General features: G+C 62.1%; 21 protein-coding genes. 7 read left to right on the top strand and 14 right to left on the bottom strand.

Annotated features, from left to right (window positions below; genetic code table 11):
• Window positions 1–133: 133 nt before the first annotated feature.
• The 8 genes from O3297_RS14110 to O3297_RS14075 all read right to left on the bottom strand — a co-directional run bounded on the left by O3297_RS14110 (window position 134) and on the right by O3297_RS14075 (window position 8041).
• The gene (locus O3297_RS14110) at window positions 134–604 is read right to left on the bottom strand and encodes a peroxiredoxin (RefSeq protein WP_034785468.1); all 471 of its coding nucleotides are present in this window, start codon (window positions 602–604) and stop codon (window positions 134–136) included.
• Between the two features lie 74 nt (window positions 605–678).
• The gene (locus O3297_RS14105; RefSeq protein WP_070260550.1) at window positions 679–1638 is read right to left on the bottom strand and encodes a polysaccharide deacetylase family protein; all 960 of its coding nucleotides are present in this window, start codon (window positions 1636–1638) and stop codon (window positions 679–681) included.
• Window positions 1638–2690 carry a bifunctional UDP-4-keto-pentose/UDP-xylose synthase gene (locus O3297_RS14100; RefSeq protein ID WP_305048965.1) on the bottom strand — a complete coding sequence of 351 codons (1053 nt, stop codon included), beginning with the start codon at window positions 2688–2690 and terminating at the stop codon, window positions 1638–1640. The genes O3297_RS14105 and O3297_RS14100 overlap by 1 nt, the downstream gene beginning before the upstream one ends.
• A gap of 21 nt (window positions 2691–2711) precedes the next feature.
• Complete coding sequence (locus O3297_RS14095) at window positions 2712–3629, bottom strand: formyltransferase (protein WP_305048964.1); 918 nt, start codon at window positions 3627–3629, stop codon at window positions 2712–2714.
• Entirely contained in the window at window positions 3629–4624 is a 996-nt protein-coding gene (locus tag O3297_RS14090; protein ID WP_305048963.1) for a glycosyltransferase, read from the bottom strand. Before O3297_RS14090 ends, O3297_RS14095 begins: the two co-directional genes overlap by 1 nt.
• Before the next feature lie 11 nt (window positions 4625–4635).
• Window positions 4636–5772, bottom strand: coding sequence for a DegT/DnrJ/EryC1/StrS aminotransferase family protein (locus O3297_RS14085; RefSeq protein WP_070260552.1), 1137 nt, complete (start codon window positions 5770–5772; stop codon window positions 4636–4638).
• 206 nt (window positions 5773–5978) lie between these two features.
• Complete coding sequence (locus O3297_RS14080) at window positions 5979–7652, bottom strand: glycosyltransferase family 39 protein (RefSeq protein WP_305048962.1); 1674 nt, start codon at window positions 7650–7652, stop codon at window positions 5979–5981.
• On the bottom strand, window positions 7649–8041 hold the full coding sequence (locus tag O3297_RS14075; RefSeq protein ID WP_070260554.1) for an Mth938-like domain-containing protein: 393 nt from the start codon (window positions 8039–8041) through the stop codon (window positions 7649–7651). Before O3297_RS14075 ends, O3297_RS14080 begins: the two co-directional genes overlap by 4 nt.
• A 424-nt stretch (window positions 8042–8465) precedes the next feature.
• On the opposite strand from O3297_RS14075, the gene O3297_RS14070 reads away from it, so the two are divergent.
• Window positions 8466–9695: a pyridoxal phosphate-dependent aminotransferase gene (locus O3297_RS14070; RefSeq protein WP_034750427.1), complete on the top strand. Its 1230-nt coding sequence runs from the start codon at window positions 8466–8468 to the stop codon at window positions 9693–9695.
• A gap of 73 nt (window positions 9696–9768) precedes the next feature.
• Window positions 9769–11091 (top strand): homoserine dehydrogenase, encoded by a 1323-nt coding sequence (locus O3297_RS14065; protein ID WP_034785478.1) that lies wholly within the window; start codon window positions 9769–9771, stop codon window positions 11089–11091.
• Between the two features lie 63 nt (window positions 11092–11154).
• Here the strand turns inward: O3297_RS14065 and O3297_RS14060 are convergent, their stop codons facing one another.
• The 4 genes from O3297_RS14060 to O3297_RS14045 all read right to left on the bottom strand — a co-directional run bounded on the left by O3297_RS14060 (window position 11155) and on the right by O3297_RS14045 (window position 13341).
• Window positions 11155–11520 carry a ribonuclease E inhibitor RraB gene (locus O3297_RS14060; RefSeq protein ID WP_052140398.1) on the bottom strand — a complete coding sequence of 122 codons (366 nt, stop codon included), beginning with the start codon at window positions 11518–11520 and terminating at the stop codon, window positions 11155–11157.
• Between the two features lie 144 nt (window positions 11521–11664).
• Window positions 11665–11904 carry an outer membrane protein gene (locus tag O3297_RS14055; protein WP_305049677.1) on the bottom strand — a complete coding sequence of 80 codons (240 nt, stop codon included), beginning with the start codon at window positions 11902–11904 and terminating at the stop codon, window positions 11665–11667.
• 7 nt (window positions 11905–11911) lie between these two features.
• Complete coding sequence (locus tag O3297_RS14050; RefSeq protein WP_305048959.1) at window positions 11912–12232, bottom strand: outer membrane beta-barrel protein; 321 nt, start codon at window positions 12230–12232, stop codon at window positions 11912–11914.
• A 203-nt stretch (window positions 12233–12435) separates the two neighbouring features.
• On the bottom strand, window positions 12436–13341 hold the full coding sequence (locus O3297_RS14045) for a LysR family transcriptional regulator (RefSeq protein ID WP_305048958.1): 906 nt from the start codon (window positions 13339–13341) through the stop codon (window positions 12436–12438).
• An 80-nt stretch (window positions 13342–13421) separates the two neighbouring features.
• On the opposite strand from O3297_RS14045, the gene O3297_RS14040 reads away from it, so the two are divergent.
• Window positions 13422–14399, top strand: coding sequence for an alpha/beta hydrolase (locus O3297_RS14040; RefSeq protein ID WP_151096601.1), 978 nt, complete (start codon window positions 13422–13424; stop codon window positions 14397–14399).
• A 40-nt stretch (window positions 14400–14439) separates the two neighbouring features.
• Here O3297_RS14040 and O3297_RS14035 read toward each other — a convergent pair whose 3' ends face one another.
• Entirely contained in the window at window positions 14440–15939 is a 1500-nt protein-coding gene (locus tag O3297_RS14035) for a sensor histidine kinase (protein ID WP_305048957.1), read from the bottom strand.
• 2 nt (window positions 15940–15941) lie between these two features.
• Window positions 15942–16664, bottom strand: coding sequence for a response regulator (locus O3297_RS14030; RefSeq protein WP_035827948.1), 723 nt, complete (start codon window positions 16662–16664; stop codon window positions 15942–15944).
• A gap of 214 nt (window positions 16665–16878) precedes the next feature.
• On the opposite strand from O3297_RS14030, the gene O3297_RS14025 reads away from it, so the two are divergent.
• The 4 genes from O3297_RS14025 to O3297_RS14010 all read left to right on the top strand — a co-directional run bounded on the left by O3297_RS14025 (window position 16879) and on the right by O3297_RS14010 (window position 22054).
• The gene (locus O3297_RS14025) at window positions 16879–17940 is read left to right on the top strand and encodes a porin (protein ID WP_034785482.1); all 1062 of its coding nucleotides are present in this window, start codon (window positions 16879–16881) and stop codon (window positions 17938–17940) included.
• Window positions 17941–17943: 3 nt separating this feature from the next.
• Window positions 17944–18939 carry a tripartite tricarboxylate transporter substrate binding protein gene (locus O3297_RS14020; protein ID WP_305048956.1) on the top strand — a complete coding sequence of 332 codons (996 nt, stop codon included), beginning with the start codon at window positions 17944–17946 and terminating at the stop codon, window positions 18937–18939.
• Between the two features lie 43 nt (window positions 18940–18982).
• On the top strand, window positions 18983–20080 hold the full coding sequence (locus tag O3297_RS14015; RefSeq protein WP_305048955.1) for an ABC transporter substrate-binding protein: 1098 nt from the start codon (window positions 18983–18985) through the stop codon (window positions 20078–20080).
• A gap of 183 nt (window positions 20081–20263) precedes the next feature.
• Window positions 20264–22054: an iron ABC transporter permease gene (locus tag O3297_RS14010; RefSeq protein ID WP_305048954.1), complete on the top strand. Its 1791-nt coding sequence runs from the start codon at window positions 20264–20266 to the stop codon at window positions 22052–22054.
• Window positions 22055–22063 lie beyond the last annotated feature (9 nt).

Here is a 22063-nt window from a genome sequence, read left to right as displayed (position 1 = left end):
GCTGCATGCCCGCCTGGCGGAGTGGATGGAGGCGCTTCGTTGACTCAAAATGGCGATAGGTACCGTGAACTGAACTGCGGTTGAACCAGGCTCGCTGGAAGCCGACAACGCGCATTGGATCAAAAATGGACGATCAATTCAGATGCGCTACGAATTCCAGCACTTCTTCCACGTGAGTTGCGACCTTCACGCCTCTCCATTCTTTCACCAATCGGCCCTGGGCGTCAATCACAAACGTACTGCGCTCGACGCCACGGACCGTCTTGCCGTACATCTGTTTCATCTTCATGACGTTAAACAGCAGACAAACGGCTTCGTCCGGGTCGGAAATGAGCTCGAACGGCAGTTCCAGCTTGGCTTTGAAACTTTCGTGCGAGCGCAGGGAATCGCGGCTGATGCCGTAGATTTCCACGCCGGCAGCGACGAATTGCGAATACGCATCGCGGAAGGCGATGTTTTCCGTGGTGCAGCCAGGGGTGTTGTCCTTCGGATAGAAAAACAGCACCGTGGCCTTGGCCGGACGGCCCAGCAACTGAAAGGTCTTGCCGCTGGTCATGGCGGCGCTAAAGTCGGGTATGCTAACGAGGGATTGGCTATCAGCCACAGGTTCTCTCCTGAACGGTGATCATCAGCGCTGTTTTTAATCTGGCAACGCATCCAGGTGCAACAATACAGCATTCAGGCCGCTTTGCCCTGCACAATCAGGCGTCCCGAACGGCCTGGCAACTCATCCCAGGTGACGGGACAAACGGGCAAGTCCGTATTTTTTATCTTTTCATAATAATCGCCCATCGCTGCAAACTGGTAGCCCTGGGCTTTCCAACCAGCCAGCAGTTGTTCGAAAATGGGGGCGAGTTTCTGTCCTTCAAGTTCCGCATGCAAGGTATATACGTGATCGCGGGGATTATCCGCCGTCAGCGACAATATATGCGCGGCAACATTGCTCGTTGTGATCAGTTTGCCGTCGATTTCGCAGCCCAGCAATTCATCCAGGGTGGGCAGGGTGGTGGGCAATTGCACGCATTGCAGGATGGTGTTGCCATTGCGCACGCGGTGTGGGCCATTGCCAGGATGCACCATGGCGCCGCGCGCGTCGAGCATGGCGCGGCCATCGGAGGCAAAGCGGTAGCCGGCCGTGTCGTGTTCGACAAAGGCGCTGACATTCATTTGCCAGCCGGCCGCGCCGTGCGTGTGCGGCTTGGTGCCAAATACCTGTTCGTAGCGGTTGGCGGCCTTGCGCATCATGTTGATGGTCCAGGCGGCGTTGCGCTTGGCCACGTTGTCTTGCCACAGGGTGTGATCCCAGGTGTGGATGCCGCACTCGAAACCAGCATCGCGCACGGCGCGCAATTGCGCCGCGCACAGCTTGCCGATATCGGGTCCCGGCAGCAAGGTGCCGTACATCAATGTTTTCAAGCCGTAGTGTTCGACCACCGAGGTGCGCGACACCTTGCTGAAAAAGCCGGGCCGCAAGGCGCGCCGCAGGGCCCAGCCCGTGTGGTCGGGGCCCAGCGAGAACAGAAAGGTGGCCTTGGCCTGGTGCGCGGCCAGCATGCGCACCAGATTGCCCATGCCTTCACGGGTGCCGCGATAGGTATCGACGTCGATTTTCAGGGTCAGGAACGGCTTGCTCAACATTAATCCATCAGGGCTTTGGCTTGGGCTACCTGGCTGCGGTAGGCGTCGAAAATATTGCGCAGGGAATCGGCCATGGTGGTGGTCGGCGCCCAGCCCAGTTCTTCGCAGGTATTCGTGATTTTCGGCACGCGGTTTTGCACGTCCTGGTAGCCGGCACCGTAGTAGGCGCCCGAGGTCGTTTCCACGATTTTCACGTGTTTCGCGCCTTCGGCGTATTCCGGGTATTCGGTGGCCAGGGTCAGCATCATGCCGGCCAGGTCGCGGATCGAATAGTTATTGGTCGGATTGCCAATGTTGTAGATCTTGCCGCTGGCGATGCCGTTCTTGTTGGCGATGATACGGATCAGCGCATCGATGCCGTCGTCGATGTAAGTGAACGCGCGTTTTTGCGCGCCGCCGTCGACCAGCGAGATGTTCTCGCCGCGCACGATATGGCCGAAGAATTGCGTCACCACGCGCGAAGAACCTTCTTTTGGCGTGTGGATCGAGTCCAGGCCGGCGCCGATCCAGTTGAATGGACGGAACAGGGTGAAGTTCAAGCCTTCCATGCCGTAGCCCCAGATCACGCGGTCCATCAACTGCTTGGCGTTCGAATAGATCCAGCGCGGCTTGTTGATCGGGCCGCAGATCAGTTCCGAGTTTTCCGGGTCGAATTCCTCGTCATGGCACATGCCATACACTTCCGAGGTCGACGGGAAGACCAGGTGCTTGCCGTACTTGGCGGCCGAGCGCACGATGGGCAGGTTGGCTTCGAAGTCCAGTTCGAAGACGCGCAGCGGCTGCTTGACGTAGGTCGATGGCGTGGCGATGGCCACCAGCGGCAGGATCACATCGCATTTCTTGACGTGGTACTCGACCCATTCCTTGTTGATCGTGATGTCGCCTTCAAAGAAGTGCATGCGCGACTTGTAGTTGTCATCTTCCAGCAATTCCGTGATGCGGTCCGTGTTCATGTCCATGCCGTAGACATGCCAGTCGGTGGTTTCCAGGATGCGCTTGGACAGGTGGTGGCCGATGAAGCCGTTGACGCCTAAGATGAGGACTTTTTTCATGTGAGATTCTCTTGAGTGATATCAGTGTGTGCTGACGCGGGTGGTCAGGCTTGCTTGCAATTGCTGAGCCGAAATCGGCTCCCCGGCAGCCCTCAGCGCGGAAATGGCCAGCATGCGGCCGTCTCCGCAGACGCCAAAGATGCAATTATCCACTACCGCCAAGCCCGGTGGCAAACTTCCTGCGGAATGCTTGCTCAAACGGGCTTTTTCGATGATGTAAATGACATCGTTGACTTCGGTAAAGGCGCCAGGATAGGGTGGCGCGACGGCCCGGTGCAGGTTGTATACCTGCTGCGCGGGTAACTTCCAGTCGATGCGGCCGTCTTCCGGCTTGCGCCCGCCAAAGTAGCCGCCCTGGCGTAAATCGTTGAGCTGGCGTGGCGCCGTGCCGTCCAGCAAGGCCGGCAGCACGTTCCACAGGGTTTGTTCCGCCGCCACGGTGACCTTGCCGAAGACTTCGAAAGCCGTGTCGTCGGGCAGGATCGGCACGGCCGTTTGCGCGACGATGGCGCCGGCATCGGGCTTGACCGTCATTTCGTGCAGGGTGGCGCCCGTTTGCGGGGCGCCATGCAGCACGGCCCAGTTGACGGGCGCGCGGCCGCGGAATTGCGGCAGCAGCGAGCCGTGCATATTGTAGGCGGGCGCGACTTCCAGGATGCTGGCGGGCAGCATGTGGCGGTAGTAAAAGCTGAACAGCATGTCCGGCGCTGCCGCCTGCACCTGCGCCAGCAGCTCGGGCGCGCGCGGATCACCGGGCGTGATGTACGGGATGCCTTCGGCCTGGCACAGGCTGGCGACGGACTCGAACCACAGGTTTTCCGTGGGGCTGTCTTCGTGCGTGACGACCAGGGCGATATCGACGCCACCGGCCAGCAGCACCTTGATGCAGCGCACGCCCACATTGTGGTAGCCGAAGACGACGGCGCGCGGGGCGCCCATCAGCGGCCCACCTGGCGCTTTTCCAGGCGCACGTACGATGGCGCCTCGGCTTCCGCCTGGGCCATGCCGTCCTGCAAGATGGTTTGCACCACGTAGCGGGGACGGGCGCGCACTTGCTGGAAGATGCGTCCCACGTATTCGCCCACGAGGCCGATGCCGAACAGGATCACGCCCATCAGGAAGAAGGCGATGGCGAACAGGGTGAACACGCCCTGCGCCTCGGCGCCGAACAGGAAGCGGCGCGCCAGCAGATAGATCACCAGCAGGGCCGAACTGAGTGACAGCAGCATGCCCAGCATCGAAAAGATTTGCAGGGGAATCAGCGAAAAGCCCGTGACCAGGTCGAAATTGAGGCGGATCAGGCTGTACAGCGAGTATTTCGACTCGCCGGCCGAGCGCTCCTCGTGCTCGACGGTAATTTCCGTGGGCTTGCGGGCAAACGTGTAGGCCAGGGCGGGCACGAAGGTGTTGACTTCGGCGCACTGGTTGACCAGGTCGATCACGTTGCGGCCATACGCGCGCAGCATGTTGCCCTGGTCCGTGATCTTGATGTTGGTGATGCGCTCGCGCAGCCGGTTCATCATCTTCGACGCCAGGGTGCGCCAGGCGGAATCTTGCCGCTTGCGCCGGATCGAGCCCACGTAATCGTAGCCTTCGCGCATCTTTGCCACCAGGTTGCCGATTTCTTCGGGCGGATTCTGCAGGTCGGCATCGAGCGTGACCATGATTTGCCCGCGCGAAGCTTCAAAGCCGGCCAGGATGGCCATGTGCTGGCCATAATTACCGTTGAACAAGACTACGCGCGTGACGTCGGGGCGCTGGCGGAACTGTTCCGCCAAGATGGCCACCGAATTGTCGCGGCTGCCATCATTGATAAAGATGATCTCGTAGCTCGTCTGCAGGGCATCGAGGGCCGGATACAGGCGGGCGAACAGGCTGGCCAGGCCATCCTGCTCGTTGTAGATTGGAATGATAATGGACAGTTCAGGTTTCATCGGCGCGCTGCTCATTTGATGAGAATGGATTTGACGGTGGCGACGGCGCGTTCCACGTCCTGTGTTGTCATGGCGTAGAACATCGGCAAGGTCACGGTCAGGCGGCCGATCTTTTCCGAGACGGGGAACATGCCTTCGGTAAAGCCGCGTTCGCGGTACATGGTAAACAGGTGGATCGGTGCGTAATGATAGCCCGTTCCCACGTTCTGCTGCGCCATTTGCTGCATGAAGGCGGCACGCGTGCCGGGGCCATTGTCGGGCAGGATGATCTGGAACAAATGCCAGTTGCTGTTTTCAAAGTCCTGCACGGGCAGCTGGGCGCCGCTCTGCGCTTCGAAGTCGCTGCCGAATTGCGCGAAATAGTGGCGTGCCAGCGCGCGGCGGTGGGCCGTGATCGCGTCGATATTGGCGAACTGGCCCAGGCCGATGGCGGCCATGATGTCGCTCATGTTGTATTTGCCTCCCAGTACATCGACGTCGATGCCATCGACGCCGCTGCGGGTGACGCCCTGCAGCCGGTATTTCTCGGCCAGCTTCGCTTCTTCCAGGTTGTTGAGGACGAGGCAGCCGCCTTCGCCCGTGGTGATGTTCTTGTTGGCCTGGAAGCTGAACGAGACGAAGTCGCCAAACGCGCCGATGCGCTTGCCCTTCCAGGTGGAGCCGAATGCTTGCGCCGCGTCTTCCACGACCCTTAAATTGTACTTTTCAGCAATCGCATACAGGCGGTCCATGTCGACCGGCAAGCCGGACAGGTAGACGGGGATGATGGCCTTCGTACGCGGGGTGATGGCCGCTTCCAGCTTGTCGAGGTCGATGTTCCGCGTGACGGGGTCGATGTCGGCAAACACGGGCGTGGCGCCCACTTCGATGATGACGTTGGCTGTCGCTACCCACGACACGGGCGTGGTGATGACTTCGTCGCCGGGGCCGATGCCGGCGATGCGCAGCGCGATTTCCATGGTGCACGTGCCCGAATTGAAGGTGCGCACGGGACGCCCGCCGAAATACTCGGACAGCTGGGCTTCGAATGCCTGCACTTTCGGGCCGCTGGTGATCCAGCCCGAGCGCAGCACTTCGCCGACGGCGGCGATGGTCGCTTCGTCGATGGTGGGTTTGGAAAATGGCAAAAAGGGCAGGGTAGAGGTCATGGGGCGCAGTTCTTGGATCTGTATTGTGTCAGGGTATCGGCGTCGCCGAGGCTGCCAGTGCGGTCAATGGCCGCTGGCAGGCATGGCTATTTTATATCGTCAGTACGGCGGCGCAGCCGGTTCAGCGGTGAAAAATCCTGCTGATGCGGGGGCGGGGCAAGCTGGCCGGGGGCGCGATCCATACTGCCTCGCGCCCCTTTAAATATTTATTTGTTGGCAATGACCATGCGGCGCGCATCCTTGGCAATCACACGCATGGGCACGCCACGTTCCTGCAATTCCTTGTAACGGTACAGGCTGATAATGGCCATGTCGCGCACGCCGGCGTTGGCATCGTTCGTCCATTGCGTGATGAAAGTCTCGATGCTCGGGATGGACAGCTCGGGCTGCTGTTTCAGGCCAAACGTGAACTCATCCCAGTAATCGACGAGGATCACGGGCCGCTGCAGGTAGTACGTCAGCGACTGTTCATAGATGCCGACGGAATAGAGCTTGGTATCGGCCGTCAGTTCGGCCTGGATCTGCGGCAGCATGTCGGTGCCCGCGCGGTTCTGGCCATACAGTTCGGAGCCGGCCAGGATGCAGTGCGTGGCCAGGAAGCCGGCGCCGGCGATGGTCAGCACCGTCATGTCGCGGCGCAGCTGGCGCGCATGCAGCAAGGCCAGGGCGCCACCGGCCAGGGCGAAGAAGCCGGCCGCCATCAGCCATGGCTGGTATCCCTTGAGCGCGATCAAGGCTTCCGCGTCGCGCGCGCTGGCCTTGCCGAAGGCGATCGGTCCGCCGATCAGGACGGCCGCGCCCAGCACGCACAGCAGGCCGGCGGCCAGCATGCGCTGGCGGCGCGAGGCCGATTCCAGGTACAGCGCCACCAGCAGGGCCAGCGCCGGGAAGATGGGCACGATGTAGCCAGGCAGCTTCGAGGTCGAATAGCTGAAGAAGAAGAAAATGAAGACGGCCCAGACGAGCAGCATCAAGCGGGGCTGGAAGGCGCCTTCCTGGCGCTGGAACGCGGCGGCCAGGCTTTGCGGCAGCACGCCTATCCATGGCAGCATGCCGGGGATCAGCAGCACCAGGAAGTAATACCAGGCGCCTTCGCGCTTGTGGCCCTTCATCAGGAAGCGTTGGAAATGCTCATGGATGAAGAAGAAGTGCGGCTGTTCCGGATTGCGCAGGGCGACCAGCACGAACCACGGCGTGGCGATGGCAAGGAACACCAGCAAGCCCTTGACCAGATGCAAACGCGTCCAGATGCGCCAGTCGCGCGCACACAGCGAATACAGCACCAGCACGGCGCCCGGCAGCACGATGCCGATCAGGCCCTTGGCCAGCACGGCCAGCGCCATGGCGGCCCAGCAGGCCAGCATCCAGTTGCGCCGTTCAAGCGCCGTGGCGTCGTCGCGCTGGGCGATCAGCAGGCTGCCCATGGTGAGGGTCATCATGCCCGACAGGCCCATGTCCAGCGAATTGATCTGGCCGGAAGCGAGCCAGAACAGGCTCGACGCCAGCACCAGGCCCGCATACAGTCCCACGCGCGGGCCGAACACTTTCTTGCCCGCGTAGGCCGTCATGCACACGCCGATGATGCCGCACAGGCCGGTCCACAAACGGGCTTGCCATTCGCCCAGGCCGAAGGCGGCGAAGGTCAGCGCATTCATCCAGGTTTGCAGCGGCGGTTTTTCAAAGTACTTGATGCCGTTCAGGCGCGTGGTGATCCAGTCGCCCGTGACGAACATTTCGCGCGCCATCTCCGCGTAGCGGCCTTCGTCGGGCGGCACCAGGGTGCGCACGCCCAGCGCATACAGCGTGACGACGATGAAGATGCCCAGCAGCGACCACATCAGCACTCGCGACGAGTGCAGCTCGTTGACATTGATTTTCATGCGGCCTTGCCCGCGGCCGGGGCCAGGATCAGTGCCAGGGTGACTTTGCGGCCTTCGCCCATGAGGATATTGTAGGTGCGGCAGGCAGCCTGGCTATCCATGCATTCGACGCCGATGCGGCGCATGGTCAGCGCGGCCGTCAGCTTCGGGTGCACGAAGCGCTGGCGCTCGCCCGTACCGAGGATGACCACGTCGGGTGCATCGGCCAGGATTTGCGCGAAATGCGCCTCGTTCAGCTGTTCGAAACTGTCCACCTCCCACGCCCGCGGGGGCATTTCCGGCATGACGATCAGACTGTAGTTATACGGCTGGGCATTGATCTCGACGCCGTTTTCGTCATAGCCGGTGACAGTCTGGTATTGTTGGGTGCTGCTGGCATGGAGTTTCATGGCGATATCGGGGGCTGGTCGTGTCGGTTGATCGGTGCGCGCGCGGCCAAATTGCGTGCCGCGGCCAAGGGCGTAAGCATGCCATAAATGACAGAAAAGAGCGACTGAAAAGCAACATCCTTTCCAAATTGCAATGTTCGGCGCCACAGTGGCGATGCCTGCCTGCGCCATGGTAATGCTGCAAGATTAAGGGAAGATGAAGATGGCGCCCGCCCGATTGTCGTCCGAAGGCGCCGGCGTGGCAGAATCGGCGTCAAATGCCGGGGTTGGCCATGTTTAATTTGATAAAATGGCCTGTTTTCGGCGAGAATGGTTGTTTTCGCCTTGCAGTCTTTCGCATTGCAGTTTCACGGGTTCATAGTTCTGGCGCGGCTATCATGCTGCAAGTTCTGGTCACCGCGCCGCATCACGACAGGGATTTATTTTGCGACCGATTCAGAAATCGAATAAATTGGCGGACGTCTGCTACGACATCCGCGGCCCGGTCCTGGAAAAATCCAGGCAAATGGAAGAAGAAGGCCACAAGATCACCAAGCTCAATATCGGCAACCTGGCCGTATTCGGCTTCGATCCGCCCGACGAGATCGTGCGCGACATGATGCTCAATCTGCAGAACGCCGCCGGCTATACGGATTCGAAAGGCATGTTCGCGCCGCGCAAGGCCGTCATGCACTACACGCAGGGCAAGAATATCGCCGGCGTCACCATCGATGACATATACCTGGGCAATGGCGCTTCCGAACTAATCGTCATGTCGATGAACGCCCTGCTCAACAGCGGCGATGAAGTGCTGGTGCCAGCGCCCGATTACCCGCTGTGGACGGCCGCCGTCAGCCTGTCGGGCGGCAATCCCGTGCATTATGTGTGCGACGAGCAGAACGAGTGGTATCCCGACATCGAGGACATGCGCCGCAAGATCACGCCGCAAACGAAAGCCATCGTTGTCATCAACCCGAACAATCCCACGGGCGCGCTGTACCCGGTTTCCGTGCTGCTGCAGATCGTCGAACTGGCGCGCCAGCACCAGTTGATCATTTTCGCCGACGAGATCTACGACAAGGTGCTGTACGACGAAGCCGAGCACGTGTCGATCGCCTCGCTGGCCGATGACGTGCTGTTCATCACCATGAACGGCCTGTCGAAGAATTACCGCTCCTGCGGCTACCGTTCCGGCTGGATGGTGGTCTCGGGCGAAAAGCGCCACGCAAAGGATTACATCGAAGGCCTCAACATGCTGGCTTCGATGCGGCTATGCGCCAACGCGCCGGGGCAATTTGCCATCCAGACGGCGCTTGGCGGCTACCAGAGCATACAAGACCTGGTGGGGCCCGGCGGGCGCCTGTTGAAACAGCGCGATCTGGCGCACAAGCTGCTGACCGATATCCCGGGCGTCACCTGTGTCAAGCCGAAGGCCGCGCTGTACATGTTCCCGCGCCTGGACCCGGAGATCTACCCGATCGCCGACGACCAGCAGTTTGCCTATGAATTACTGGCCGAAGCCAAGGTCCTGATCGTGCAGGGCACGGGGTTCAACTGGATCGCGCCCGACCATTTTCGTGTCGTCTTCCTGCCCAACTCCGATGACCTGACCGAGGCCATGGGGCGCATTGCGCGCTTCCTCGAAGGTTACCGCAAGCGTCACGGCCGGGGCTGAATCAGCCAGCAGCAATCTCGATCAACCTGGCGCCGCCCAAGGGGGCGCCACTTATGAGCAGTCAAGCACAACTATGAAATCCATCAAGATCGGCCTGCTGGGCCTGGGCAATGTCGGTTACGGCACGTTCAGCGTCCTGAAACGCAACCAGGAAGAAATCAAGCGCCGCGCGGGCCGCGGCATTGAAGTCGTCGCCGTCGCCGTGCGCGACGTGGCGCGCGCCGAAGCGCTGGTCGCCGGCGGCTGCAAGGTCGTCAATGACCCGATGCTGATCGTCAACGACCCCGAGATCGACATCGTCGTCGAACTGATCGGCGGCTACGACCTGTCGAAAACCCTGGTGATGCAGGCGATTGCCAATGGCAAGCATGTGGTCACTGCCAACAAGGCCCTGCTGGCCGTGCACGGCAACGAAATCTTCGCCGCCGCCCAGGACAAGGGCGTGATGGTGGCCTTCGAAGCGGCCGTCGCCGGCGGCATCCCCATCATCAAGGCGCTGCGCGAAGGCTTGACGGCCAACCGCATCGAATGGATCGCCGGCATCATCAACGGCACCACCAATTTCATCCTGTCCGAGATGCGCGACAAGGGCCTCGATTTCGCCACCGTGCTGAAACAGGCACAGGAACTGGGCTATGCGGAAGCCGATCCCACCTTCGACATCGAAGGCGTCGATGCCGCGCACAAGGCCACCATCATGTCGGCCATCGCCTTCGGCATCCCGGTGCAGTTCGACAAGGCTTACGTGGAAGGCATCAGCAACCTCAATGCCGTCGATATCCGCTACGCCGAGCAACTGGGCTACCGCATCAAGCTGCTGGGCATCACCAAGCGCGCCACTGTCAATGGCGTGGAAGGCATCGAGCTGCGCGTGCATCCGACCCTGATCCCGGCCAAGCGCCTGATCGCCAACGTGGAAGGCGCCATGAATGCGGTGCTGGTGCATGGCGACGCCGTCGGCGCCAGCCTGTACTCGGGCCGCGGCGCGGGCGCCGAGCCGACCGCCTCGTCGGTGATCGCCGACCTGGTCGACATCACCCGCCTGGCCACGGCCGACCCGGAACACCGCGTGCCGCACCTGGCGTTCCAGCCGAACGCGATGACCGATATCGCGATCTTGCCGATGTCGGAAATCACCACCAGCTACTACCTGCGCATGCATGTGGCCGACCAGCCGGGCGTGCTGGCCGACCTGACGCGCATCCTGGCCGAACGCGGCATCTCGATCGACGCCATGCTGCAAAAAGAGCCGGCCGAGGGCGAGACGCACACGGACATCATCATGCTGACGCACCAGACGCAGGAAAAGAACGTCACGGCCGCCATCGAGAAGATGGAAGCGCTGAACAGCGTGGTGGGCACGGTCACCAAGATCCGCCTGGAAAACCTGAGCTGAGCGTTTTCAGCGATCCATGCAAAACGGCGCCCGCGGGCGCCGTTTTTTCATCCGATGGCGGTCTTAATGCTGCGGCACGTCGGGCGCGCCGACGGGGCCTACATCCATGCCGTCATAGCTGGCCAGCTGGTTGTCCTGCGCAAACGCCATCAGTTCGCCATTGCGCGCGTGCAGACTGTCGACGCCATGCACTTCGGCCTTTTCCACATGCAGCACCCACACGGGCGGTGCTGCCGGATCGTCGAGTTCCGGCTGGTACAGTTCCACCGGGCGGTAGCCCTGCAGCGCCAGCACGGTGGCGGCCTGCTCCAGCGGTTCGGACGTGGGGTTGGTGAAGTAATAGCCCCACAGCAGCGGCTGGGACAGGTCCCATGGCGCGTTCTCGGCGATATTGGCAAACAGTTCGCTTACATCTTCTTTGGTCATCATGACGGTGCCTTCCTTAAAATCTCAGGGCGCGATCTTAGCATCCATGCCGCCTGCTTGCCATTCACCCATAAAAAAACCGGCTGCATGGCCGGTTTTTTTATCAGCCGCTAACAACGGCTTGATTCTGATTCGCGCGAGCGTGAATTAGAACTTGTAACGCAGGCCGATCGACAGCAGGTCGGCTTTCAGTTTCATGCCATCCTGGCTCATCGTTTTGCCGAAGTTTTCATATTCAGCAACGGCCGACAGGTTTTTATTGAAGTTATAAGCAGCACCGATGCCAAACAGGGCAGCGGTTTTGTTTTTCGATTCGCTGGCGCTGAAACCGATCAGGTTCAATTTGGCTTTGGTGTGGTTTTGAGTAACGCCAACTTTTGCAAACAGCGAGAATTCAGCGTTCAGCGTTCAGTGGCAAGGTGCCGGTCGCGGCTGCGTAGATTGCGCTGGTTTCCATGCTCAGCGATTCCTTGCCTTCGCTTTCTTTCAGTTTGCCGAAATTGACATAACCGGCTTCTGCGCCGAAGTTAGGCGTGAAGTCGTAACCGGCATAAACTTTAAAACCGGTTTTGTTTTCTTTGCCCGAAGCGACATCGCCCGACAATTTCAATTCCGAACGGCCGGCATTCGCGCCGACATAAATGTTTTCAGCTTGTGCAAACAAAGGGAATGCCAGAGCGGTGCCGACGACTACTGCAAACAATTGCTTTTTCATATTAATCCTAGATAATTAATGCGGAGAGACTGTCTCGCCGCTTAATGGGAGCCGAATTGCATAGGGGAAAATATGTTTATGTAAGGCAATTATTTAAAAAATATTACAAATAAAATACGCGTTGTTTTTTTGTGACACCAATCGCGAAAAAAATAGCCGTACTGGCCATCCGGCGGCGCTATGCACCAGGCAGTGACGCTGTGTTACGGTTGGCGTATCGTCGCAATCAAGGCGCGCAGCCCGGCCGAGACATGGCGGTGGCCCGGATAGTACAGCGCCAGGCCCGGCATGTCGGGGCACCAGTCGTCGAGTACCCGTTCCAGCCGTCCATCGCGCAACGCATCGAGCGCCAGGTGTTCGGGCACGAAGGCGATGCCGATGCCGTCGATGGCGGCATCGACCATCAGGGGCTGGTCGGTCAGGGTGAGGGGGCCGGTGACATTGATCGTTTCGACAGCGCCCCGATGTTCGAATTCCCAGCGGTAGATCGCCCCGCTGTCGAAGCGAAAGCGGATGCAGTCGTGCCGCAGCAGGTCCTGCGGCACGCCGGGGCGGCCGTGTGCGGCGAAATAGGCGGGCGCGGCCACCGCTGCGAAGCGCACCGTGTCGGTCAGCCGTATCATTACCATGTCCTGCGGCACGGCCTCGACCAGCCGTATCCCCGCGTCGAAGCCGCCGGCGGTGATATCGCTGAGCTTGCCATCGGTGACGATATCGAGATGCACTTGCGGGTAGCTGCGCAGGAAGCGCGCCAGTACCGGCCGCAGGATCATGCGGATCGCGCCCTCGCTGGCATTGATGCGTACCGTGCCGCTGGGCGCCGCGCGCTGCTCATCGACTTCCCCGATCGCCTCGGCGATCGACGACAGGGCGGGCCGCAGCCGGGCCGCCAGCCGTTCGCCCGCATCGGTCAGCGACACGCTGCGGGTGGTCCTGTTGAACAGGCGTATGCCCAGCCGCTGCTCCAGGGTCTTCACCGAATGGCTGATGGCCGATGGCGTGACGTCGAGTTCCACCGCTGCCGCACGGAAGTTGCAATGCCTGGCCGCCGCCAGGAATACATTCAGCGTAAAGAGGTCCGTGCCATTCAATTGATGAGTGTTGCTCATTGGTGTGTAAAGAATTGTGGAGATAGTTTTGCTAATCAGTGTCTCATATACTGAATGAACTGACAACTTTGGAGGAACCCATGTCCACACACGGCAATTATCTGCCCGAGAAGGTGACGTTCAAATCGCACGGCGACGATGTGGTCGGCGTGCTCTACCGCCCCAAGGGCCAGGGGCCATTTCCCGTCGTCGTGATCCTGGGCCCTTATTCGTTTTCCAAGGAGCAGGCGCCGACCCAGTACGCCACCCGCCTGGCCGACGAGGGCTTTGCCGCGTTGGCCTTCGATCCGCGCACAGTGGGCGAGAGCGGCGGCATGCCGCGCCGGCTGGAAAACCCGCAGATGAAAAATGAGGATGTGGTGGCGGCGCTCGACTACCTGCTGGCCCGCGATGATGTGGACCCGGCGCGCGTCTTTCTGCTCGGCGTGTGCCAGGGCGGTCCAGAGATGCTCGACATCGCCTCGTATGAAGACCGCGTCAAGGCGGTTGCCTCGGTCACCGGCTATTACCGCGACCGTGAAACGGACCTGTTCATGATCGCCGCCGGCGTCACCGAGAATCCTTTCGACGTCGCCAGCGCACCGACGACGGCCCAGCTGGAAGCCTTGCTGGCGGCGCGGCTCGAGCGCGCCCGCGCCGCCAGGGCCGACTACGCGGCGAACGGCACGGTCGTATACCAGCCGCTGGTTTCTCCCGATCTGGGCGATCCGGTTGCCGGATCGAATGCCGGCTTGCCGGGGCCTCTCGTGTGGAGCTGGTATGGACCGTGGACGCTCAAAGGGTGGGATAACCGCTACGCCATCATGAGCGATCTCGATCACTTCGCCTATACCACCGTGCCTGGCGTGGCCAGGCTCAAAAAGCCGGCCCTGGTCGTGCATTCCGATACCTGCATGAACCCGGCGTCCGCGCGGCGGCATTTCGAGTCGATTCCGACGGAAGACAAAAAGCTGATCTGGGAAAATGGCACGCATCACTTCCAGTACTACGAGCAGCCCGACGTGGTGGACCGTACCGTTGGCCATGCCGCCGACTGGTTCCGCACGCACGGAGCCTAGCGGCCAGCACCGCCCGGCCGTCCTGGCCGGGCGCCGCCCTTCATGCGGCACCGCTGAAATGCACGCTGACCTTCAGTCCATGTCCGTTCGCCGCCGTCGCCAGTTCCAGCCGGGCGCCGTGCAGGGCCGCGATGTCGCGCACGATGGCCAGGCCCAGCCCGGCGCCGCCAGGATTGCTCTCGAGCGCGGCGCCGACCCGGTAGAACGGTGTCAACACGCGCTCGCGCTCGGCCGGCGGGATGCCTTTGCCGCTGTCTTCCACTTCCAGCACGGCGCCGTGTTCGTGTCCGTTCCCCGTCTGCGCCGCGCGCACGCGCAGGATCACGCTGCCGCCCTGCGGCGTGTAGCGCAGGGCGTTGTCGACCAGGTTGGCCACCAGTTCATGCAGCAGCAGGGCCTGGCCATGCACGGGTGCCTCGTCGGGCGCTTCCAGCGACAGGTCGATATGTTTGGCGACCGCGGTCATGGCCATTTCCAGTCCCACCTGCTGCGCCACGTCGCGCAGCGCGACAGTATCCATCGCCAGATTCTCGCCGCCATGCTCGATGCGCGCCAGGGTCAGGAGGCGGTTGGCCAGCAGCACGGTCGAATCGGTGGTGGCGGCGATCGAGCGCACGATGTCGCGCAGGGCGGCGATGTCCGGCGGCGCGCCCGCCTGGCGGTCGCACTCGCGCATGGCCAGTTCGGCCTGGGTTTTCAGCACCGTCAACGGCGTGCGCAGCTGGTGCGAGGCGTCGGCGATGAAGCGGCGCTGGCTGGCGATCAGCTGCTGCAGGCGCGACATGGAGCCGTTCATGGCACTGACCAGCGGGCGCATTTCCTTGTGTACCAGCGTGGGATCGACGTCGGACAAATCGGACAGGGTGCGCGTCTCGACTTCCGTTTTCAGGCGCATCAGCGGACGCAGCACCAGGCGCACGGCAAACCACACGAGGGCGCCCATCACCAGTATCATTGCCGCCTGCCAGATCAGGGTGTCGAACAGGATCTGGTTCGACAGGCCGCGCCGCGCGTCCAGCGTCTCGGCCACCTGGATCAGGGCGATGCCGCGCATCGAGTCGTCATACACGGGTTGCAGCAGGGCGGCGATGCGGATCGGCTTGCCGTGGTAGTCGGCGTGGTAGAAGCGCACCAGGGCCGGATAGTTCTGCGAGCGTGGCACGTTTTTCGGCACGGGCGGCAAGTCGCCATAGCCTGACACCAGCTCGCCATTGATGCCCGTCACCTTGTAGTAGATGCGGCCCAGTGTGTCGGTCTCGAAGCTGTCGAGCGCCACGTAAGGCACTTCGGCGACGACCTTGCCGCCGACGATGGAGACGCGCTCGGCCAGCGCCCGCGTCGATGCCAGCAAGGAGCGGTCGTAGGCCATGTCGGCCGCGTCGAGCGCGTTGCGGTAGACAAAAACGGCATCGAGCAGCACCAGCATCACCAGCGGAATGAGCAGCCAGCGCAGCAGCTGGCTGCGCAGGCTGCCCAGCGGCCGGCTCTGCACCCAGCGCCGGCGCAGGCGTTCGAGCAGCGGCAGGCGTGGGGCGCGCACGGTCATTTTGGCGCGGCCGGCGCCATCGCGCTGCGCGGCTGCAGCAGGTAGCCGATGCCGCGCAGGGTGGTGATGACGGCGCCGTCGGGCGAGCCGCTTTCCACGCCGTTCTCGAGTTTTTTGCGCACGCGGTGGATATACAGTTCGATGGCGTCCAAGTTGGCGTCGTCGGCCAGCGCAAAGACTTCGTCAAACAGCTTTTCCTTCGACACGGCCCGCCCCGAGCGCGTGATCAGCGCTTCGAGCACCGCGTGTTCGCGCGGCGTCAGGGCCAGCGCCGCGCCGCCATAGCTGAACATGCGCGTGACGGTGTCGAAACTGAGGGCGCCGCAGGTGTGCACGAGTGCCTCGTTGCCCTGGCTGCGGCGCAGCAGGGCTTTCACGCGCGCTTCCAGTTCGGCCAGCTCGAACGGCTTGGCCATGTAGTCGTCCGCGCCCAGGTTCAGGCCCTGCACTTTTTCATCGAGGCCGCCGCGCGCTGTGAGTATCATGACGGGAGTCTTGCCGCGCGTGCCGCCACGCGCGCGCAGGCGGCGCAGCACGTCCAGGCCATCCATCTTCGGCAGGGTCAGGTCGAGCAGCACCAGGGAATATTCCTGCGTATGCAGCAGGGCGTCGGCATCGGCGCCGTTGTGGGCGGTCTCCACCGTCAGGTGCGCGTCGCGCAGGGCCTTTGCCAGCCAGTGCGACAGCTCCAGATGGTCTTCCACTAATAATATGCGCATGGTCTCCGCCATTCGTTTGAATTGGTGCAGTGTAAGCCTGCCGGCGCCGCGCCGACAGGGGCGGCGATGAATATGTTTGCCCTCCTTGTGGCTGGCGGACGACACCTGTCAGTCTGAAAGCGAATTGAAAGGATCGCGCTCATATAGTGTGATCCTGATTCATGAAAATGATCAGGCATATCACTAATAACTATATCTAAGGGAGACACTCTACATGAAGAAAACTGCATTCTCGCTGGCCGCCATGGCGCTACTCGCCGCAGCCGGCAGCGCCCACGCCCAGTCGAACGTCACCCTGTACGGTCGCCTGGACGCCGGCATCAGCAACACCAGCAACGCCGGTCCGAACAAAAGCTCGATGACGCAGGTCAGCTCGGGCGGTATGAACACCTCGCGCTGGGGCATCCTGGGCAGCGAAGACCTGGGCGGCGGCCTGAAGGCCGTCTTCAATCTGGAAGGCGGCATCCTGGTCGACACGGGCGCGGCCGACGGAGCGCTGTTCAAACGCCAGGCCAACGTGGGCCTGGAAGGCGCGTTTGGCCGCGTCGTGCTGGGACGCTCGTTCACCACCGTGTATGACTTCGTGCTGCCATTCGATCCGATGGCCTATGCGCCGTTCTACTCGTGGGCCACTTCGGCCCACGCGACGGGTCCGAGCAAATACGGCATGACGACGGCCTTCGACAATATGGTCAAGTATTCGGGCAAGACGGGCGACTTCAGCTACGGCGCATCGTACGGCTTCGGCGAACAGTCGACGGGCAATTCGGATAGCGCCAAGCTGTCCACGGCCGTCACCTACAAGACGGGTCCCGTCAGCCTGCTCGCTACATATGAACAGGTGAACGGCAACACCATCGCCGGCGGCGCGCGCGACAAGACCACCGTCTACCACCTGGGCGCCATGTATGACGACGGCCCGTGGAAAGTGCAGGCGGCGGCGCGCGACTACAAGCTCGATCCGGCTGCCGCCGGCAAGGCCGATGTGCGCGGCACCCTGTACTGGGGCGGCGTCAGCTACAAGACCACGCCGGTCGTCACCCTGACGGGCGTGATTTACTACCAGGACGTGAAGAACGTGGCCGCCAACCTCGATGCCGATCCGATCATGTACGTGGCGCGCGTGCGCTATGCCCTGTCCAAGCGCACCGACCTGTACGTGGCCGGCGCCTACGCCAAGGCCAAGCACAAGCAGCTGGTCAGCCTGTCGCGTGACGATGCCGGTTTCGGCGACACGCAGCGCGGCCTGATCGCCGGCATCCAGCACCGCTTCTAAGGCATGACCATGCTGCGCACCGCGTTCCTGTCGCTGCTGCTGTTGTCCGCGCTGCTGCCCGCGCTGGCAAATGCCGCCGCGCCTGAAGTCGACTGCGTGGTGCCGTCCAAACCTGGCGGCGCCATGGACCTGACCTGCAAGCTGGCGCAGAAAGGCTTGCTGCAGCCCGATCCCGTGGCGGCGGCACCGTTCGCGTCCTCGGTGCGCATCAGCTATCTGCCAGGCGGCATCGGCGCGGTGGCGTGGCGCTCGATGGGCTCGCAGCGCCGGCGTGCCGAAGCAAACACCCTGGTGGTGTTTTCGGGCGGCTCGCTGCTGAACCTGGCGCAAGGCAAGTTCGGCAACGCCAAGACGGGCGACGTGCGCTGGGTGGCGGCGCTCGGCGCCGACTACGGCATGATCGCCGTGCGCAGCGACTCGCCCTACAAGACCCTGGCCGACCTGATCGCCGCGCTCAAGCGCCACCCCGACAAGGTGCTGATCGGCGTGTCCGGCACCATCGGCAGCCAGGACTGGGTGAAGATGGCGCTGGTGGCGCGCCGGGCCGGCATCGACCCGAAAGTGCTGCGCTTCGTCGCGCTGGAAGGCGGCGGCGAGATATTCACTGCGATGCAGGCCAATTACGTGCAGGTGATGTCGGGCGACACGTCGGAAGCGACCCTGAACGCGGGCGACAGCCATGCGCGCGTGCTGGCGGTGCTGTCGGAAAAGCGCCTGCCCGGCGTGCTGGCCAGCGTGCCGACGGCGCGCGAGCAGGGCATCGACGTGGTGTGGCCCATCATCCGCGGCTTGTGGATGGGGCCGCAAGTGCCGGAGCAGGATTACCAGCGCTGGGTGGCCACGTTCGACCGTGCCATGGCCACGCCGCAGTTTGCCCAGTGGCGCACGCAGGCAGGCATGTATCCGTTCGCGCTGACGGGCGACAAATTGACGCAGTACGTGAACCAGGCGGTCGAACGCTACTCCAGGCAGGCGGCCGAATTGGGCCTGATGCGCTGAATCCAATAGCCAACCATACAACAATCACAGACGGAGACAAACCATGCAAACCAAGACCATTCTCGCCATCGCCCTGGCCGCCGCTTTCGCCGGTACCACCGGCGCCGCTCTCGCCCAGGTACCGGCAGGTTATCCGGCCGATTACCAGAAGATCATCGACGCGGCCAAGAAGGAAGGCAAGGTGGTGATCTACAGCGCCACCGACAGCAAGGCCGCCGCGCCGCTGATCAAGGATTTCAGCGCCCTGTATCCCGGCATCTCGGTCGAATACAACGACATGAATTCCACCGAAGTGTACAACCGCTTCATTTCCGAAGTGGCCGCCGGCGGCAACACGGCCGACGTGATGTGGTCGTCGGCGATGGACTTGCAGATGCGCCTGGCCTCGGACGGCTATGCGCTCAAGTACAAATCCGTGGAAGCGTCCAAGATCCCCGGCTGGGCCATGTGGGACGACCAGGCGTACGGCACCACGTTCGAGCCGGCCGCCATCGTCTACAACAAGCGTTTGCTCGATCCGAAGGAAGTGCCGAAGAACCACGACGACTTCGCCAAGCTGATCGCCACGCCGAAGTTCAAGGACAAGGTCACCACCTACGACATTGAAAAGTCGGGCGTGGGTTTCATGTTCATGTCGCAGGACGCCAAGGAGTATCCGAAATTCCTGGCGCTGCAAAACGCGTTTGGCGTGGCCAAGGTGCGCGTGCAGTCGTCGACGGGCACCATGATGGAGCGCATTTCGTCGGGTGAAAACCTGATCGGCTATAACGTGCTGGGTTCCTACGCCCTGGTGCGCGCCAAGACCGACCCGTCGATCGGCGTGGTGCTGCCCAAGGACTACACCCTGATCCTGTCGCGCGTGCAGTTCATCAACAAGAACGCGAAGAACGTCAACGCCAGCAAGCTGTGGCTCGACTACATCCTGTCGCACCGTGGCCAGACCATCATCGCCAATGGCGCCAAGCTGTACGCGATTCGCGCCGATGTCACGGGCGAGACCACCTCGGCGGACCTGATCAAGGAAATCGGCGCGGCCAACGTCAAGCCGATTCCCGTGCATCCGATCATCCTGCAATTTTTGGGGCCTGCCAAGCGCATGGCCTTCTTAAAGCAGTGGAAAGAAACAGCCGGCAAAAAATAGGAACATCCGAAAAACCTACTGCGCGTCGCGATTTGCGGCCTCCGATGCTCACTGTGCATTCGCACAGCTCCGCTTCTCAGCCACAACTCACTGCCGCTCGCTACGGTTTTATCGGAGTTCCTTGGCCAGCCGCGGGCGTTCGCCGGCGGCTGGATGCCGCACCCTTCATTCATTGGATTCATCATGCAAACTGCTATCTTGCCGCTGCCTGCACGGTCGCGCTCTCCCTTGTCGCGCCTGAACTGGTCGCGCGGCGTGGTCGTGGCGATTACCCTGGTCGCCATCTTCCTGCCGCTGTTCCTGATTTTTTACCAGAGCTTTTTGAACGCGCCCTTCTTCATGCCGGTGCGCGAATTCGGCTTTGACTCCTACCGTTTCATCTTTGATGATCCCGATTTCTCGATGGCCTTCAAGAATGGCCTGATGCTGGCCTGCGGCCTGACCGTGATCGCCGTGCCGCTGGGCGGCATGCTGGCCTTCCTGATGGTGCGCACGGATTTGCCGGGCCGCGGCTGGGTGGCGCCCATGCTGCTGGTGCCGATCTTTGTGTCGCCGATGGTGATGGGCTTTGGCTACGTTGTGTCGATGGGGCCCGTGGGCTTCTATTCGATCTGGGCCAAGGAGCTGTTCGGCTTCGTGCCCTGGAATATCTATTCCTTCACCAGCATCGTCATCATCGCCGGCCTGACGCACGTGCCGCACGTCTACCTGTATGCCTCGTCGGCCCTGAAAAGCCTGGGCTCGGACGTGGAAGAAGCGGCCCGCGTGGCCGGCGCTTCGCCGATCCAGGTGATGCTGAACGTGTCGCTGCCGATGATCATGCCGGCGCTCGCATATGCGGGCGTGCTGGTGTTCTTCCTCGGCTTCGAAGTGTTCGGCCTGGTGCTGGTGCTCGGCGATCCGGAAGGCCACCTGGTGCTGCCGACCTATCTGTACAAGCTGACGAACAAACTGGGCACGCCGTCGTACCACCTGATGGCCGCCGTCGCCGTCTGCCTGGTGATGGTGACCATGCCGCTGGTGATGATACAGCGCTGGCTGCTCAAGTCCGCCAACAAGTATGTGTCGATCAAGGGCAAGGGCGCGCGCAGCAAGGCCATGCCGCTGGGCCGCTGGAAGTGGCTGGCGTTTGCCTTGCTGGCCGGCTGGCTGATCTTCACCATCATCCTGCCGTTGACAGGCATCGTGCTGCGCTCCTTCGTGCAGTACTGGGGCGAAGGCGTGCACCTGGCCGACGTGCTGACCCTGCAGCATTTCCGCGACATTTTTGACCAGCCATCGCTGGTGCGCGGCATCGTCAACACCATCCTGATCGGCGTCGTCGGCGGCGCGCTGGCCGTGGGCTGCTACAGCTTCATCGCGCTGGCCATGCACCGCAAGCAGGACGGCATCACGCGCCTGCTCGATTACAGCGTGCTGGTGCCGCGCGCCGTGCCGGGTCTGCTGGCCGGCCTGTCGTTCCTGTGGGTGTTCCTGTTCGTGCCGGCCTGGCTCGACGGCATATTGAAAGGCATGGACAACGGCGTGGCCTTGTGGCTGAGCGGCCATGTGATTCCCGTGCTGCGTGAAGTGCGCTCGACGATCTTCGCCCTGTGGCTCGCGTATTCGGTGGTGTGGATGGCTTACGGCATGCGCCTCATTTCCACGGCGCTGCTGCAAGTGGGACCGGAGCTGGAAGAGGCGGCGCGCGCCGTCGGCGCCAGCCGCGGCCAGGTGACGCGCGATGTGACCCTGCCGCTGATCAAATACGGCTTGCTGGGCGCCTGGCTGATGGTGTTCCTGATCTTCGAGCGCGAATATTCGACGGGCGTGTACCTGCTCTCGCCGGGCACGGAAGTGATCGGCGCGATGCTGGTATCGCTGTGGGCTGGCGGCTCGACCGACCTGGTGGCGGCGCTGTCCTTCATCAATATCACCCTGGTAGCCATCGGCCTGGGCATCGCGCTGCGCTTCGGCGTGAAGTTACACAACTGAGTTGCATAA

The sequence above is a fragment of the Janthinobacterium sp. SUN128 genome (genome assembly GCF_030587275.1).
Lineage (GTDB): Bacteria > Pseudomonadota > Gammaproteobacteria > Burkholderiales > Burkholderiaceae_D > Janthinobacterium > Janthinobacterium lividum.
This window is presented reverse-complemented; position numbering and strand designations above follow the sequence as displayed.

Excerpts from the sequence above, each read along its gene's own strand:
- O3297_RS14085 (WP_070260552.1), bottom strand. The coding sequence starts at position 5,772 with ATGACCTCTACCCTGCCCTTTTTGCCATTTTCCAAACCCACCATCGAC.
- O3297_RS14020 (WP_305048956.1), top strand. The coding sequence starts at position 17,944 with ATGACCATGCTGCGCACCGCGTTCCTGTCGCTGCTGCTGTTGTCCGCG.
- O3297_RS14065 (WP_034785478.1), top strand. The coding sequence starts at position 9,769 with ATGAAATCCATCAAGATCGGCCTGCTGGGCCTGGGCAATGTCGGTTAC.
- O3297_RS14040 (WP_151096601.1), top strand. The coding sequence starts at position 13,422 with ATGTCCACACACGGCAATTATCTGCCCGAGAAGGTGACGTTCAAATCG.
- O3297_RS14080 (WP_305048962.1), bottom strand. The coding sequence starts at position 7,652 with ATGAAAATCAATGTCAACGAGCTGCACTCGTCGCGAGTGCTGATGTGG.
- O3297_RS14075 (WP_070260554.1), bottom strand. The coding sequence starts at position 8,041 with ATGAAACTCCATGCCAGCAGCACCCAACAATACCAGACTGTCACCGGC.
- O3297_RS14060 (WP_052140398.1), bottom strand. The coding sequence starts at position 11,520 with ATGATGACCAAAGAAGATGTAAGCGAACTGTTTGCCAATATCGCCGAG.
- O3297_RS14090 (WP_305048963.1), bottom strand. The coding sequence starts at position 4,624 with ATGAAACCTGAACTGTCCATTATCATTCCAATCTACAACGAGCAGGAT.
- O3297_RS14010 (WP_305048954.1), top strand. The coding sequence starts at position 20,264 with ATGCAAACTGCTATCTTGCCGCTGCCTGCACGGTCGCGCTCTCCCTTG.
- O3297_RS14045 (WP_305048958.1), bottom strand. The coding sequence starts at position 13,341 with ATGAGCAACACTCATCAATTGAATGGCACGGACCTCTTTACGCTGAAT.
- O3297_RS14030 (WP_035827948.1), bottom strand. The coding sequence starts at position 16,664 with ATGCGCATATTATTAGTGGAAGACCATCTGGAGCTGTCGCACTGGCTG.
- O3297_RS14050 (WP_305048959.1), bottom strand. The coding sequence starts at position 12,232 with ATGAAAAAGCAATTGTTTGCAGTAGTCGTCGGCACCGCTCTGGCATTC.
- O3297_RS14105 (WP_070260550.1), bottom strand. The coding sequence starts at position 1,638 with ATGTTGAGCAAGCCGTTCCTGACCCTGAAAATCGACGTCGATACCTAT.
- O3297_RS14025 (WP_034785482.1), top strand. The coding sequence starts at position 16,879 with ATGAAGAAAACTGCATTCTCGCTGGCCGCCATGGCGCTACTCGCCGCA.
- O3297_RS14095 (WP_305048964.1), bottom strand. The coding sequence starts at position 3,629 with ATGGGCGCCCCGCGCGCCGTCGTCTTCGGCTACCACAATGTGGGCGTG.
- O3297_RS14100 (WP_305048965.1), bottom strand. The coding sequence starts at position 2,690 with ATGAAAAAAGTCCTCATCTTAGGCGTCAACGGCTTCATCGGCCACCAC.
- O3297_RS14015 (WP_305048955.1), top strand. The coding sequence starts at position 18,983 with ATGCAAACCAAGACCATTCTCGCCATCGCCCTGGCCGCCGCTTTCGCC.